Raw genomic sequence first — 15,511 nt, forward strand, 5'->3', positions numbered from 1 at the left:
TGGCAAGAGTGTTGATTATTGTGTAATGTTTGCTCCAGACATGACAGCGTTGTCATTCCTTGGGGAATGGTTATGAATACTAAAACGATAATAAGTTATGGAAGGGAAACAAGATGCGACCATTAACCTTTAAGAAAAGTGTATTAGCTACAAATATTGCTATTTTACTTGGCAGTGCTGTATCCATCAGCGCTGTCGCTGCAGATGCTGCGACAACGGTCACTGCTGATGCCGCAGCCACTGTCGCTGCATCTGAAAATATAGAAAAAATTGAAGTTCGTGGTATGCGAGCTTCAATGAAGGCTTCAGTTAATGATAAGCGCTTTTCTGATGCTGTCGTTGATGCGGTAACGGCTGAAGATATTGGTAAGTTTCCTGATGGAGACGTTGGTGAATCATTAGGTCGAATTCCTGGTGTCGCGGTAAATCGTCAGTTTGGTCAAGGCCAGCAAGTATCTATTCGTGGCGCCTCTAGTCAGTTAACTAGCACGTTACTAAACGGTCACTCAGTAGCTTCTACGGGATGGTTTGATCAACAAGCGATTGACCGTAGTTTTAACTACAGCTTACTCCCACCAGAAATGGTCGGTGGTATTCAAGTTTATAAATCGTCTCAAGCTGATATTGCTGAAGGTGGTATTGGTGGTACGGTTATCGTTAAAACCCGTAAACCGCTAGATTTAGATGCAAACTCTATGTTCTTAAGCGCTAAAGGCGACTATGGCACGGTTTCTGAAGAAATAGATCCACAGACCTCTGGTTTATATAGCTGGAAAACTGAAGACGAAAAATTCGGTTTTCTAATTGCGGGTTCACTTGATAAAACTGAATACCAGCGTAACGGTATTGAGTCTTTGCTCAGTTGGGGAGAGATAGTCCCTACCACATTCCAGCAAGATCGTGAGCGTACAGCGATCAACGCGGCATTCCAATATCGACCAACTGATAATCTTGAGTTTGGTTTGAATGTAATGAGCCTTCAGCTTGATGCAAACAATGCTAACACCTCTATTTTCTTGTTCCCAACTCAGCAAGGTGAAAATACTTGTCTGAAGACCAATGCGGCAGGTGTGTGTACGTTAGTTGAACACACTGGTAAAGATGGATTTGCTTTTGCTCAAACATGGGCTCGTAAAGCTAGCATGTCTTCTGACACCATTGATCTGGACTTTGCCTATCAAGCTGATACCTATAAGTTAGAAGGTCGTATCGGCAAAACTAAAGCCGAAGGCGGAACAGATCTGACGGCTAACTATGGTCAATCTATTGGTAAGCCTGAAGATTTTGCAGGTATCTATGATGCTACTGGTGATGTAATTGATATTAATATTGCCAACAACTCATTTGATGCTAGTGATTTTAATGGTCAGTTAGATACCCAAGGTTGGGCGCTTAAAAAGCAACCAAATACAGATGAAGAATCATTTGCTACATTCGATATTACTATCCCGGTAGAATTTGGCGTTATTACCTCAATTAAATCAGGTATTAGTTATGCCGATCATGATGTCTCTCAAACCACTGAAGCGGCACAATCATCTGGCATAGTAGCTAAAGATGCGTCAGCCTACTATTCAGGCACCATGTCATCTGGCGCAGGTTTTACACTGCCTAAACCTATTTTTGACAATATGATCAACGATGCTTATGCCGCGGTTGATGGTTTCACTCTTGATAAGTCTGGGTATGGCACACTCCAAGAGAAAAACTTGGCACTGTATACCATGGCGACATTCGCCGGTGAAGGAGTGCGTGGTAACTTCGGTTTAAGATATATTTCTACTGATGTTGAGTCTGACTACTATGCATTTAGCCCAACAGGCACTTATGCAGACGGTTTAAGCACTGACAAAGCAAGTTATAACGATGTGTTGCCGAGTGTGAATATTGCATTTGACCTTGCCAGTGATTTAATTTTAAGAACGTCGGCATCTCAAGTTATTTCACGTCCAAACTATGCTGATTTATTCGCAACGTCTAAATTACCTGGTTTAAATGATGGTACACCTGGTAACGAAAAGAAAGTAACTGGCAGTGTTAACTTACAACCTTTTAAAGCCTCACAAGCTGATGTGAGCTTAGAATGGTATTTTAGTGGTGAGGGTTTATTCGCTGCGACTTACTTTATTAAAGATGTCAGTTCATTTATCTCTACAAGAGAAAGTTTGAATCAACAAATCGGTATTGAAGATCCTAGCTTAGTGATTGCAGGTGGCAGTTCATGTGGCGTAGGCGTTTACGATTGCTGGACTGTCAGTGAAAACTATAATGCTAACGGTGGTTCAATTGATGGTATCGAACTGCAGTTACAAGATTCATTCGATAATGGTTTAGGCTATTCAGTTAACTACACATTTGCTGATGCAACTTCACCAGCAGAAAACTACCCTGATCGTGTGGGTGTATTCTCTGACTCATCTAAGCATACCGTTAACTTAGTCAGCTACTATGAAATGGATGATTTCTCTGCTCGTGTAGCTTATAACTGGCGTTCAGAATATATGATGCGTGAATTACCAGGTTTCTATGGTAACCGTGAACATCAAGCCTATGGCACCTTAGATTTAAGTGCTAACTACAACATAACTGACTATTTAGCTCTTACGTTTGAAGTAGTTAATTTACTTGAAGAAGATAGTGTGCAGAAAGGCGTATCACCCGTAGATGCCGAGGGCGTTATCAGTGAGTTTAAAGATAATTACCCAGTATGGAGCTTCGACGGTGAAGCTCGCTACAAGGTTGGTATCGCATTACGTTTCTAAATTTAATTTGTTAAATTAAAAGCCTAGCGTTGCTAGTAATGCCGTTCACTTAACAGTGAACGGCATTTTTCTTTAGCCTAACCGAGTGCTTATTGTTACTTATTTTAAGGACTCGTGGATAAGCCCTTTCCCGTTTACCATCCAACTTAAATTGCCGCACATTTCGTTCTATACCTAATATCTCTTGGACATTGCCCTGCGTTTGTGATGGCAGCTGTGTCAGTGTAAAGATGATATGGCTCGCAGTATTGCGGAGATTCAATTGAGTGGGATAGGCCGATGGCAAGCTTTTAGCTATCAGTAACACCTTATATCGAATGAGATTTGAAATAGCATAGTGAATTTGGTCACCTAACGTGCTCTGGCTCTTTTGGTGTTATTGAACATCATATTAAACATTAACGTTTATCTAATTCTAATCGGAGTGTGCTACTGCAGTGCGTAAAAGTGAGAATTCTGGGCTTTCAATTGCTGACAGAGGAAGCATTAATGGAAGATAGAAGTGCTAAAGTTTATACGTACATCATTGATTAATATTAATTAGCTAATAAATCGCTTTAATTGTCAAAAATGTGTAGCAATCATGTTTGTTTTTGTGTAACTTACCAATGACAGCGTTGTCATTCGCTTGTGTGATAGCGTTGTTTGTAAGGTCTGCGTGACAAGGATGAGGTCTCCTTATCATGTTTTGATAAAAGTATTACAGCTTGGTAATACCTTTATTTTTTATATTTTTGATAGTATCTCCCCCAGAAACTAGCGTTGGCTGGGTACTGAAAACAGTGCCTAGCCATTTTTTTAGCATGTTTTTTTACTGCATTACTCAACTTCTTACCTCAGCATTGAACATTAACGACATAGATAAATAAAACTCACTGGTAAAAACCAGATAATAAAAAGAGACTGCAATTTATGGCGATTTATTTAACCGTTGCTATGCGAATCATGACAACGGAAATCACGAGAGTCATTGGCCTTGTCATCGAACTGTCCACCAAACTCTCCATTATTAAGCGAACAGTTTACTGGTCACTTTTTATTACGGCATTGACTGGGCTCTCAACGCTTTCATCATTTAGTGTGCTGGCAGCCGTCACAACCCCAAGTTATGTTGCCTCTAACTCAGATTCTACTCAGTTAACTGCTTCTAGCATTCAGTCATCAGTATCAAAAATAATTGTTACAACCATACAGCAGACTTGGCAGTTAAATTTGCTTAAAGAAGCATTGCGCCGCTCCGATAGCACTTACCAAGTGCAGCAAATGTCGACTCAAATGAATCAAAAACGCAAAGTCGAAGAGGCTTTGGCGGGGACGGTTGATGTGTTTTGGAGCATGACTTCAAAAGAATTAGAACAAACAGTGCTACCCGTGCGTATTCCATTGTTTAAAGGGTTACTCGGTAATCGATTACTTATTATCCGCAAATCAGATGAGGCACGATTTGCCAATGTAAAAACTATGGTAGATTTTAAGCAGTTAAAGGCAGGACAAAATCGTTATTGGCCCGATGCTTCGATTCTAGAAGCCAATAAAATCCCCTTGGTAACGAGTTATCAGTACACCAATTTATACCCCATGTTAGAAGGCGGGCGTTTTGATTATCTTGCTTTGGGTGCGCAGGAAGTTGGCGAAGAACTCGCAAGTCACCCCGACTCCGCACTTAAAATCGATAGCCATATTCTGCTGCAATATCGCTCGCCAGCTTATTTCTTTGTTTCTCCTAAGCGTCCCGAACTTGCTGCAGCTATTTTGGCTGGGCTTGAAAGTATGATCCTCGATGGTTCCTTCGATGAGATGTTCAATCGCGAGCTGAAAATTGAGCAACTGTACCGTGAGGCTAAGTTTGAGCAACGCGTCATTATCCGTCTCGATACGCCAGATTTAAGCCCGTTAACGCCTATAGAACGCAAAGAATTGTGGTTAGATCTTTTTAGTATGCAAGGTACAAAATAATGAAAACATTAGCCTTAAAAGTGCAGGTTGGCTTAGCGGTAGCAATTTTTATGATTGTTGGCGTGCTGTTTGGTGCATCGTACTGGTTGGCGAGTGATAAATTAGCTGCCAATGAAACTGAGTTTGAACAAAATACTGTCGCAAGTTTGCAGGTAACTATGGCGCAGCCCATTTTCACCTATGATGATAAACAAATCCAAGCCGTATTATCCGTGATGCTTAAATCTGCGCAGGTTTATCATATTGTCGTCAGCGACCATCGGGGTAAAGTGTTAGCCGAGGGGCAACAGGCTCAGACTGTGGTTAATAAATACCTGAGGAAACGTGAAATTCAATTTGCAGATCAAGGTAATCCAACAGGCCAATTGGCCATTCAGTTTTCTATGTTGCCAATTCGTGCTCAGCTATCAGATTTACTCTTAGGTTATTTCTTACAAGCATTGTTAATTCTCGGGGGGAGTTTACTTGTTATCTTCATTATTCTTAAACGTTTAGTGATTAATCCACTGGAGAATATTGTCCGTGCTATGCAAGACATTGCCAGCGGTGATGGCGATTTAGGCCGCCGGCTGCCGGTTCAGAGTCAGGATGAAATAGGCCAGCTTGCCAAGGCATTTAATAGTTTTGTCGAGCAAATCCATGGCACTATTTCTAGAGTGCATGAAACCTCGGGGCAATTGCTGGGTGATGCTAAAGCGCTGGGCTCACTGTCGCAAACTAACAATGAACGTGTGCAGACTCAATTAAAAGAAACCGAGGCTGCAGTCACGGCTGTCACTCAGTTGAGTGCAAGTGCCAACGAAGTCGCGACTAATGCAAAACGTACCGCAGATGCGGCGAGTCAGGCTGATAAAGCGGTCGATGATAGTCAGCGTCAGTTTGACTTAGGGTTAGATATTACCCGCAAACTGGCATCTGAATTAGCCCGCTCTGCATTGTCTGTTTCACAGTTACAGCAAGAAACTAAAAAGATTGATGAAGTCGTTGTCGTCATCAATAGCATTGCCGAACAGACCAATCTATTGGCGCTAAATGCCGCTATTGAAGCAGCAAGAGCGGGTGAGCAAGGGCGTGGTTTTGCTGTGGTTGCCGACGAAGTTCGTACACTGGCGAGCCGAACCCAACATGCAACCGGTGAAATCCAGAAGATGATCCAGCAGGTTCAGAGCCGAGTGGCCGAAACGGTCGCTGTGATGCAAGCAAGCCAATTGCTCTCTACCGAGGGGGTTAATCACTCGGAAGATATTAAGTTAGTACTCAGTAAAGTGACGGGTTTAGTCTCTAATATTAGTAATATGAACATCGAAGTTTCCCATGCGGCACAGGAACAAACCTGTGTCACTGAAGCCATTTCTCGTACGTTAAATGATCTTGCTAGTGTCTCAGGTTCTGCCTCACTTGATAGCGAGCACTTAGCGCACTCGAGCGAGCGACTGTTTCATCAAGGGGAAAGACTACGGACGTTAGTAACTTCTTTCAGATTGTAGCCATTTCTGGAGCTAGATAAGGATAATCATGAATAAAACATTTGCCGCGACCGCCATACTTGTCGCATTCGGTTTGACTGCGTGTTCAGATGCGCCAGATGCTCAGGTAGTAAATCAGGCACTCAAACAAGCGCAAAACTCGCCTGTAGCTGAGGCTGATGTAGCTTCTGCTTCTGGGGTATTAACCCAAACTCAATTACAGCAATTGGGTGACACCTTATCCGTCACTTACCGTGTTGTGACGAATATTCCTGATGCGCAATGTAACAAAGCACTCGCCGATGGCCGCTGCTTTGTGGCTGAAATCGATTTTGTTCCAGCAGTCAATCTTACCAGCCACGACTGGGCGATTTACTTCAGCCAAATGCGTCCGGTGCAATCAATCGAAGGTAATGAATTTACCATCACTCACATAAAGGGCGATCTTTATCGTATTGCACCAACGGCTGCCTTTACGGGCTTTAATCAAGGCGTGAAAAAAACACTCAGATTCCGTAGTGAGTTATGGCAATTGGCCGAAACCGATGCCATGCCCAATTATTACTTGGCCGCCGAGCATTTAGCCCCCGTGCTCATAGCGAGTACCCAGGTGAGTCAGGATACTGAAACTAGATTAGAATTACGTCCTTATGTCGAAAGCTATACCGACATGGTGAAACAGTATCGCCGTACTGAAACCGATAAGTTAGTGCCTGCGGATGCTAAGCAGCTGTTTATCACTAACCAAAGCGTAAGCGAAAATGCGGCCTTAGCAGTCAATACGATTATTCCTACACCACAAAAAGTACAACTTCATTCAAGCGATAAATCAGTATCACTGACATCCGGTATTAAGCTTGAATATCAAAAAGATAATCAAGAGCAACCGGCTCAAGTCGCTGCAGCATTGGCGCGTTTAGCCCGCCTTGGTGTGGCTGAATCAACCCGTGGGTTAGCGGTGAAATTAGTAAGCCAAGATGGCGCTGAAGGCAGTTATCGCTTGGACATTCAGCAAAGTGGTATTGTGATTGCAGCAAGCGACGCGGCGGGGTACTCCTATGCGTTATCGTCATTAGCGAGTTTGCTGGACGTACAAAACCTTAATATTAATGCCATGACGATTGAAGATAGTCCGCGTTATCCGTTTCGTGGTATGCACATAGATGTGGCGCGCAACTTCCATAGTAAACAGCTGATCCTAGATTTACTTGACCAAATGGCAGCTTACAAACTCAATAAGCTGCATTTACACATGGCTGATGATGAAGGCTGGCGACTTGAAATCGACGGTTTACCAGAGCTGACTGATATAGGCAGCAAACGTTGTCATGATCTTGAAGAAAATACCTGTTTACTACCACAACTGGGTAGTGGTCCTTTTGCTGACGCTAGCGTAAATGGGTTTTATAGCAAACAAGATTATATCGATATTTTACAATACGCTTTAGCGCGTCAAATCCAAGTGATCCCATCGATGGACATGCCGGGCCACAGCCGCGCGGCAATTAAATCGATGGAATTGCGCTTTCGTAAATTGCAGGCACAGGAAGTTGAGGGAACTACAAATACTCAAGTGCAAGTGGTCGCGTCAGTGGATAAGCCAAGTAGTAATGCGGTGAAGTCTTTAGATGCCGGTGCTCGCCAGTTGCAAGTAGAAGGGAAAAATACCGCAGCTGAGCAATATTTGTTATCCGATCCCAAGGACACCACGGTCTATTCGTCAGTGCAGTATTACAACGACAATACACTTAACGTTTGTATGGAGTCGACTTATCACTTTGTTGAAAAAGTGATTGATGAAATTGCTAAGTTACACCAAGCCGCAGGACAACCACTTACTCGCTACCACATTGGTGCCGATGAAACTGCAGGTGCTTGGAAGCAATCACCACAATGCTTAGCGTTTATTGCACAAAATGATAAGGGCGTTAAATCGGTCGATGAGTTAGGTGCGTACTTTATCGAACGTATTTCTACCATGCTTGCCGCTAAAGGCATTGAAGTTGCGGGATGGAGCGATGGCATGAGCCATGTTCGCCCTGAAAACATGCCGGCTAAAGTGCAGTCTAATATTTGGGATGTGATTGCCTATAAAGGTTATGAACACGCGAATAGGCAAGTTAACTATGGTTGGGATGTGGTGTTATCCAATCCTGAAGTCTTGTATTTTGATTTTCCATACGAGGCGGATCCCAAAGAGCACGGTTATTATTGGGCAGGCCGTGCGACTAACAGCCATAAAGTGTTTAGCTTTATGCCAGATAATTTGGCCGCCAATGCGGAGCAATGGACCGATATTCAAAATCAACCATTTGAAGCAGATGACCGCATCAAACTCGATGAGGCAGGTAAAAAAATATCGGGTCCAATTGAGAAAGGTAAATCATTTAGCGGCTTGCAAGGGCAGCTCTGGAGTGAATCGGTTCGCAGTGACGATACCGCTGAATATATGATATTTCCTCGCTTATTGATGTTGGCCGAGCGTGCTTGGCATCAAGCCGCGTGGGAAGTTCCCTATCAATATCAAGGCGCGCTCTATAACCAAAGTTCAGGCGCTTTTACGTTAGCCATGCGTAATGAGCAAGCAAAGGACTGGCAACAACTGGCAAATACCTTAGGGCATAAAGAGTTTATTAAGCTAGATAAAGCCGGTATCGATTATCGCGTACCGACGGTCGGCGCTGAGATCCGTGACGGAAAACTGTTTGCCAATATCGCGTATCCAGGACTAAAGCTTGAATACCGTAGCCTAAATGGCCAATGGCAAACTTATCAAGCGGGACAAGCGGTTATTGCACCGATTGAGATCCGCGCCCTTGCCGCCGATGGTATTCGTAAAGGCCGAAGTTTAATCGTTAATTAAAACGATATTTATACCAAGCTGTATTTTAACGATAAAATACAGCTTTGTTTATTTTTATGTCGGTCGTTTTTTCAGTCTTAACATTGAGTTTTAAACGTTATGAAAAAACAAAATGACAACGCTGTCATTTCTGTTGTAACATTGAGTTAACTAAAGTTCAGTGCGGTATTAACGGCATATAATCAGCAACGATAGCGCAGCATTGATAGATGAGAGGGGTGTCATGGGGTTAGTCCAGACAAAAGTTCAACCGCTGTTTATCGGTGTAGATGGAGGCGGCAGTAAATGTCGAGCCACTATCTATTCTGTAGACGGCAACGTTTTAGGTACTGGTGTAGCTGGCCGCGCGAATCCACTGCATGGTCTTGCTCAAACATTTGAATCCATTGAGGAGTCGACTCGTTTAGCATTGCTAGATGCCGGTATGAAAGAAAGCGATAGTCGTTTGCTGGTGGCAGGGCTAGGGCTTGCAGGCGTCAATGTACCTCGGTTATATCAAGATGTTGTCAACTGGCAGCATCCTTTTGCGGCTATGTATGTCACAACCGATCTGCATACGGCTTGTATTGGTGCCCATCGTGGTGCCGATGGCGCGGTGATTATCACTGGCACTGGTTCTTGTGGTTATTCCCATGTTGATGACACCAGTTTAAGTATTGGTGGTTATGGTTTTGCATTAGGCGATAAAGGCAGTGGCGCTTGGCTTGGATTAAAGGCAGCTGAACATGTGTTGCTGGCGCTCGACGGCTTTGCCGTATCGACAAGCTTAACCGACATGCTACTGAATTACTTTAACGTCACCGATGCACTCGGTATTGTTGAAAATTTAGCCGGGAAATCATCAAGTTGTTACGCTGCATTAGCCAGAAACGTGCTTGATTGTGCCAATGACGGTGATGCCGTCGCGATAGCCATAGTGCAAGAAGGCGCGGATTACATTAGTGAGATGGCACGGAAACTATTTAGTCTCAATCCGGTGCGATTTTCGATGATAGGCGGTCTTGCTGAACCGTTACAAGCTTGGCTTAGTGCCGATGTGGTTGCCAAAATTTCAGAGACCTTAGCCCCGCCCGAATTTGGCGCTATGTATTTTGCCCAGCAAGAATTTAATAAATCGTTATCAGTATAAATAGTTACTGAAACCCAATCCTCTATTTGAACGTGAAGGTAAAAACATGACGAACACGATTATGGAACAAGAAGCTCGCACTGCACCGCAAAAAATTGCGGCTCAGTTAGAAGCTAACGTTGATATTATGCAGCAGTTAGGTGAAAAGCTGCGCGCTTTCAATCCTCGTTTTGTGATGATGGTTGGCCGTGGTTCATCGGATCATGCGGGTGTTTTCGCTAAATATTTATTTGAAATTGAAACCGGTGTACCAACCTTTGCCGCAGCACCATCGGTGGCGAGCGTATATGGTAAAACGTTAAAATTAGACGGGGCGTTAGTGATTGTGATTTCACAATCTGGCCGTAGCCCTGATATTTTGGCACAGGCGCGTATGGCAAAAAATGCCGGTGCTTTTTGTGTTGCCTTAGTCAATGATGAAACTGCACCGATTAAAGATATCGTCGACGTAGTTGTACCTTTACGTGCCGGCGAAGAAAAAGCCGTTGCAGCTACTAAAAGTTATCTTGCGACGTTGTCAGCTATTTTGCATCTTGCTGCTGCGTGGACGCAGAATGAATCACTTGCCAAAGCGGTACGTTCTTTACCGCAAGCGCTGCAAACCGCGGTGGATGCTGAGCCGCAGCTCACGGCTGAATCTGTTGCAGATGTAAAAAACTTAGTCGTACTCGGCCGTGGTTTAGGTTATGCGGTCTCTAAGGAAATTGCGCTTAAGTTAAAAGAAGTGTGTTCAATCCATGCTGAAGCGTTTAGTAGCGCCGAGTTCCTCCACGGCCCCGTGACCTTAGTTGAGAAAAAACTTACTATCGTCGATGTATGTATTGGCGATGAATCCTACGCGAGCCATATCGAACAAATTGAAAACGTGAGCCAACGCGGCGCCGACTTAGTACATCTAAATCAAACCTCGACTGACATTCACCCACGTGTGGCACCGTTAGCGTTATTACAACGTTTTTATATCGACGTGGCCGCAGTTGCGATTGCCCGCGGTATCGATCCTGATCAACCAGCGGGTCTTAAAAAAGTGACCCAAACACTCTAAGTGGCTTGTTGATGAGATTGAGTTTTACGGGGTTAAGCCTAGCAGGAATAGGCTTAACCAAGTCACTCGCGTTATTTATTGAAAGAGGTTTGCGATGAAAATCACCCTGATCGCTGAACGTATTTTTGATGGCGAACATTTCCACGAAGATGCGCCAGTGACGATTGAAGACGGGCATATTCTGGCTTTTGATACCGTTAAAGGTGCAAAAGAAATTCGCCAAGCCGGAACATTGGTGCCGGGCTTTATCGATGTACAAGTTAATGGTGGCGGCGGCGCACTATTCAATGCCGATCCCAGTGTGGCCTGTATTGAAACGATTGCTAAAGCACATGCACGTTTTGGTACGACCGGATTTTTACCTACCTTAATTACCGATGACGTTAGTGTGATGGTAAAAGCTGCCGATGCTATTGCTGAGGCATTGCAAAAAGGTAGTGCTGGCGTCTTAGGCGTACATTTTGAAGGGCCGCATTTATCTGTACCTAAAAAAGGAGTGCATCCACAGGGCTTTATTCGCGACATCACCGATGCTGAACTTGCAGTATTTTGTCGTCAAGATCTGGGGATAAAAGTCGTTACGCTTGCGCCTGAGAATGTGTCGCCAGAGGTTATTCGTACGCTTGTTGCCTCAGGCGTTAAGGTGTGTTTGGGGCATTCTAATGCCGATTACAACACGGTTGTTGCGGCATTAGCGGCAGGCGCCACTGGTTTTACGCACCTTTATAACGCCATGTCACCACTCGGTTCCCGCGAGCCAGGAATGGTTGGCGCGGCGATAGAGAGCGAAACCGCTTGGTGTGGGTTAATTGTCGATGGTCACCATGTGCATCCTGCTGCGGCAAAGGTTGCTCTGCGCGCCAAGCCTAGAGGCAAGATAATGTTAGTCACCGATGCCATGCCGCCAGTTGGCATGGACGATGAAATGAGCTTTGAGCTCTTTGGTATTCAAGTGCTTAGAGTTGGTGACAGGTTAAATGCCATAACAGGTGAATTGGCAGGTTGTGTGCTCGATATGGCAAGCGCAGTAAATAACACAGTGAACTTATTAGGTTTACCGTTAGCTGAAGCGTTAAGAATGGCGGCCTTGTATCCGGCACAGTTCCTCGGAATTGATCATAAGGCTGGCCGTTTAGCATCGGGGCACAGAGCAGATCTGGTATTACTTGATGCGCAAAATAAAGTGCAGGCAAACTATATTGCAGGTCAGACCGTTTATGCTCGCTGTTAAGTTATGCAGCTAGTAAAAATCAGACTTAACTATTAGCCCCTGTCATATTTTGATGACAGGGGCTAAGTTTTTTATGATGTAGCACTATATAGGCGCCGTACTAAATGGTGCAGCAGGCATATCGTCTGACACTAATCGTAGAGGGTGCTAATTTTTGCCTAACTTTGAAAAACTATAAATAACAATAAAAAAGGATATGGTATGGAGATAATGCAAACAAACAAGTCCTTGGCTAAGAAAGTGAACAAACCTAGGCTGATGTCTCTTGATGCGCTTCGTGGTTTCGATATGTTTTGGATTTTAGGTGGTGAGGCGCTGTTTGGTGGCTTGCTGATTTTAACCGGTTGGGCAGGCTGGCAATGGGGCGATGAACAGATGCACCATAGCCAATGGCACGGCTTTCGATTTTACGATTTAATTTTTCCGCTATTTATTTTCCTCTCCGGTGTCGCCTTAGGGTTATCCCCCAAGCGTTTAGATAAACTACCCATGAACGAGCGATTACCTGTATATCGCCATGCAATTAAGCGGCTATTTTTATTGTTGTTACTGGGTATTTTATATAATCATGGTTGGGGTACTGGAGTGCCTGCCGATCCCGAAAAAATCCGCTATGCCAGCGTGTTAGGTCGAATCGCTTTTGCTTGGTTTTTTGCGGCGTTATTGGTGTGGCACACCAGTTTACGAACCCAAATTATCGTCGCCTTGGGCATTTTGCTTGGCTATGGCGCAGTGCAACTTTGGTTGCCCTTTCCAGGTGGGCAGGCCGGCGTGCTCTCGCCAACGGAATCAATCAATGCCTATGTTGATTCAATTTTATTACCCGGCATAAGCTATCAAGGCTATACGCCTGATCCTGAAGGAATATTGTCAACACTCCCCGCCATAGCCAATGCCTTAGCAGGCGTTTTTGTTGGTCACTTTATTGTTAAATCCCACCCTAAAGGTGAGTGGGCTAAAGTCGGTTTACTCGCAGCAGCAGGCGGTGTCTGCTTAGCTGTAGGTTGGCTGTTGGATATACTTATTCCCGTTAACAAAACCCTATGGAGCAGTTCATTCGTATTGGTGACTTCAGGCTGGAGCATGATTTTATTGGCAATATTTTATGCCTTAGTGGACGTACTTAAGTGGCAAAGATGGGCATTTTTCTTTGTGGTTATTGGTACTAACGCCATTATTATTTACTTAGCGTCTAGCTTAGTGGACTGGAAATATATCGCGCAAAGTGTGTTTGGCGGTGTGGTGGTTGCTTTGCCTGCAAATAGCCAACCCTTAGCTGCGGTTATCAGTTTACTTGCAGTGCAGTGGCTAGTTTTATATTGGATGTATCGCCGCAATATTTTTGTCAAAATTTAGGTTATTCGCTTAATCGATGGAAATAAGCCGTAGGCACTGAGTGCCTACGGCTTTTTTATATTGCTTCTTAACGTTGCACCGCAACTGCCTTAGCGTTGAGCTAAAAGCAAATTAGCAGTAGTTCTGTCTTTTCTAGGAATTTTATCAAATGACAGCGTTGTCTTTTTATGTTATTTGTTTTAACATCGGTGAAACAATGACGTCTTTGAGTGATAACATTCATCATTGTGAACGAGTCGTGATAAGGACATTCGGGAACTTAGAACTAATTTTAATCCCGTGATCACCTCAATAATTAACTACTAATAAGAAGCAGGTTTATGGAAATGACACTCGATAAAAGCCAGCAAAAAAGCAGCTTTCTCCCCATGGCCATTGTAGCGGCTCTATTTTTCATCCTCGGATTCGCCACGTGGTTGAACGGTTCTTTAATGCCGTATTTAAAACAAATATTGCAGCTTAATCCTTTCCAAGCTTCGTTGATTTTATTTTCTTTTTATATCGCAGTGACATTCACCGCTTTACCCTCTGCCTGGCTTATTCGCAAAGTCGGTTATAAAAATGGCATGGCATTGGGAATGGGCGTGATGATGTTGGCGGGATTGTTATTTATCCCTGCAGCAGAAACGCAAATTTTTGGTCTATTTCTATTTGCTCAATTGGTGATGGGTACAGGCCAAACCTTATTACAAACAGCGGTTAACCCTTATGTGGTGCGTTTAGGCCCTGAAGAATCTGCCGCAGCCCGTGTGAGCGTGATGGGTATTTTGAACAAAGGTGCGGGCGTTATTGCACCTTTAGTATTCTCGGCACTGATTTTAGACAGCTTTAAAGACCGTATTGGTACTGAACTTACGCAAATTCAAATTGATGAAATGGCTGATGGCTTAGTGTTACCGTATTTAGGAATGGCCATTTTTATCGGTATTTTGGCATTGATGGTGAAAAAGTCGCCATTACCAGAGTTGTCTAATGAAGATGAAAGCCTTGACCATACTGACAAAAGTCAGCTTAAAGCGGCACTTTCTCACCCTAATTTAGCTTTCGGTGTGTTGGCACTATTTGTTTATGTGGCCGTGGAAGTGATTGCTGGTGACACGATTGGCACCTTTGCGCTCTCACTCGGAGTTGAACATTACGGCGTGATGACCTCTTATACTATGTTGTGTATGGTGCTGGGTTACACATTGGGTATCTTACTGATTCCGCGCTTTATTTCACAACCTAAGGCGTTGATGATTTCGGCCATTTTAGGGTTAGTGCTGACATGTGGCATTTTATTGGGCGACAATAACTCCTACGCCATTGCTAATATCGTATTAGTGCCTTTTGGTGGCGTGGCACTACCTGACACCTTGATGATGATTGCTTTTCTTGGTTTAGCTAATGCAATAGTTTGGCCCGCCGTGTGGCCGCTTGCCTTGTCTGGCATGGGCAAATTAACCAGTACCGGTTCTGCACTATTAATTATGGGCATTGCGGGTGGCGCTTTTGGTCCAGTGTCTTGGGGCTTAATGAGCTCCGCGACAGACATGGGCATGCAAGGCGGTTACATGGTGTTGTTACCCTGTTATTTGTTCATTCTATTCTACGCGGTAAAAGGGCATAAAATGCGTCGCTGGTAAACTGAATTGTAAAAAGGAAAGCCCTCGATGATGAGGGCTTTTTTATTGAGTGGGTTAACAAAGTTGTGCTTCATAAAT

Annotated in this window: 9 protein-coding genes and 1 pseudogene; 9 read left to right on the plus strand and 1 reads right to left on the minus strand. The window is 44.0% G+C overall.

The genetic code is table 11. From position 1 onward, the window contains the following. Positions 1–113 precede the first annotated feature (113 nt). Entirely contained in the window at positions 114–2,762 is a 2,649-nt protein-coding gene (locus C9I43_RS02510) for a TonB-dependent receptor (RefSeq protein ID WP_107881894.1), read from the plus strand. Between the two features lie 49 nt (positions 2,763–2,811). Here C9I43_RS02510 and C9I43_RS02515 read toward each other — a convergent pair. Continuing rightward, positions 2,812–3,087 (minus strand): annotated as a pseudogene (locus tag C9I43_RS02515) (IS4 family transposase); the annotation flags it as partial. Positions 3,088–3,674: 587 nt separating this feature from the next. Between C9I43_RS02515 and C9I43_RS02520 the strand changes: the two are divergent. The 8 genes from C9I43_RS02520 (at position 3,675) to nagP (ending at position 15,433) form a co-directional block, all read left to right on the plus strand. Continuing rightward, positions 3,675–4,718, plus strand: coding sequence for a substrate-binding periplasmic protein (locus C9I43_RS02520; RefSeq protein WP_107881896.1), 1,044 nt, complete (start codon positions 3,675–3,677; stop codon positions 4,716–4,718). Next, the gene (locus C9I43_RS02525) at positions 4,718–6,205 is read left to right on the plus strand and encodes a methyl-accepting chemotaxis protein (protein ID WP_107881898.1); all 1,488 of its coding nucleotides are present in this window, start codon (positions 4,718–4,720) and stop codon (positions 6,203–6,205) included. The genes C9I43_RS02520 and C9I43_RS02525 overlap by 1 nt, the downstream gene beginning before the upstream one ends. A 28-nt stretch (positions 6,206–6,233) precedes the next feature. Further along, positions 6,234–9,047 (plus strand): beta-N-acetylhexosaminidase, encoded by a 2,814-nt coding sequence (locus tag C9I43_RS02530; protein ID WP_107881900.1) that lies wholly within the window; start codon positions 6,234–6,236, stop codon positions 9,045–9,047. Between the two features lie 223 nt (positions 9,048–9,270). After that, positions 9,271–10,176: an N-acetylglucosamine kinase gene (nagK, locus tag C9I43_RS02535; RefSeq protein WP_076497023.1), complete on the plus strand. Its 906-nt coding sequence runs from the start codon at positions 9,271–9,273 to the stop codon at positions 10,174–10,176. Between the two features lie 46 nt (positions 10,177–10,222). Next, positions 10,223–11,221, plus strand: coding sequence for a glucosamine-6-phosphate deaminase NagB-II (gene nagB-II, locus C9I43_RS02540; protein WP_076497022.1), 999 nt, complete (start codon positions 10,223–10,225; stop codon positions 11,219–11,221). 94 nt (positions 11,222–11,315) lie between these two features. Next, positions 11,316–12,452, plus strand: coding sequence for an N-acetylglucosamine-6-phosphate deacetylase (gene nagA, locus C9I43_RS02545; protein ID WP_107881902.1), 1,137 nt, complete (start codon positions 11,316–11,318; stop codon positions 12,450–12,452). A 201-nt stretch (positions 12,453–12,653) separates the two neighbouring features. Further along, positions 12,654–13,808, plus strand: coding sequence for a transmembrane glucosamine N-acetyltransferase NagX (nagX, locus tag C9I43_RS02550; protein WP_107881904.1), 1,155 nt, complete (start codon positions 12,654–12,656; stop codon positions 13,806–13,808). A gap of 326 nt (positions 13,809–14,134) precedes the next feature. Then, a complete protein-coding gene (nagP, locus tag C9I43_RS02555; protein ID WP_076497078.1) occupies positions 14,135–15,433 on the plus strand; it encodes an N-acetylglucosamine MFS transporter NagP in 1,299 nt (432 codons plus the stop codon). The last annotated feature ends 78 nt before the right edge of the window (positions 15,434–15,511 follow it).

The organism is Shewanella morhuae, assembly GCF_003028295.1.
Classification (GTDB): Bacteria; Pseudomonadota; Gammaproteobacteria; order Enterobacterales; family Shewanellaceae; genus Shewanella; species Shewanella morhuae.

Coding starts and splice junctions, on each gene's coding strand:
- C9I43_RS02510 (WP_107881894.1), top strand. CDS start 114: ATGCGACCATTAACCTTTAAGAAAAGTGTATTAGCTACAAATATTGCT.
- C9I43_RS02520 (WP_107881896.1), top strand. CDS start 3,675: ATGGCGATTTATTTAACCGTTGCTATGCGAATCATGACAACGGAAATC.
- C9I43_RS02525 (WP_107881898.1), top strand. CDS start 4,718: ATGAAAACATTAGCCTTAAAAGTGCAGGTTGGCTTAGCGGTAGCAATT.
- C9I43_RS02530 (WP_107881900.1), top strand. CDS start 6,234: ATGAATAAAACATTTGCCGCGACCGCCATACTTGTCGCATTCGGTTTG.
- nagK (WP_076497023.1), top strand. CDS start 9,271: ATGGGGTTAGTCCAGACAAAAGTTCAACCGCTGTTTATCGGTGTAGAT.
- nagB-II (WP_076497022.1), top strand. CDS start 10,223: ATGACGAACACGATTATGGAACAAGAAGCTCGCACTGCACCGCAAAAA.
- nagA (WP_107881902.1), top strand. CDS start 11,316: ATGAAAATCACCCTGATCGCTGAACGTATTTTTGATGGCGAACATTTC.
- nagX (WP_107881904.1), top strand. CDS start 12,654: ATGGAGATAATGCAAACAAACAAGTCCTTGGCTAAGAAAGTGAACAAA.
- nagP (WP_076497078.1), top strand. CDS start 14,135: ATGACACTCGATAAAAGCCAGCAAAAAAGCAGCTTTCTCCCCATGGCC.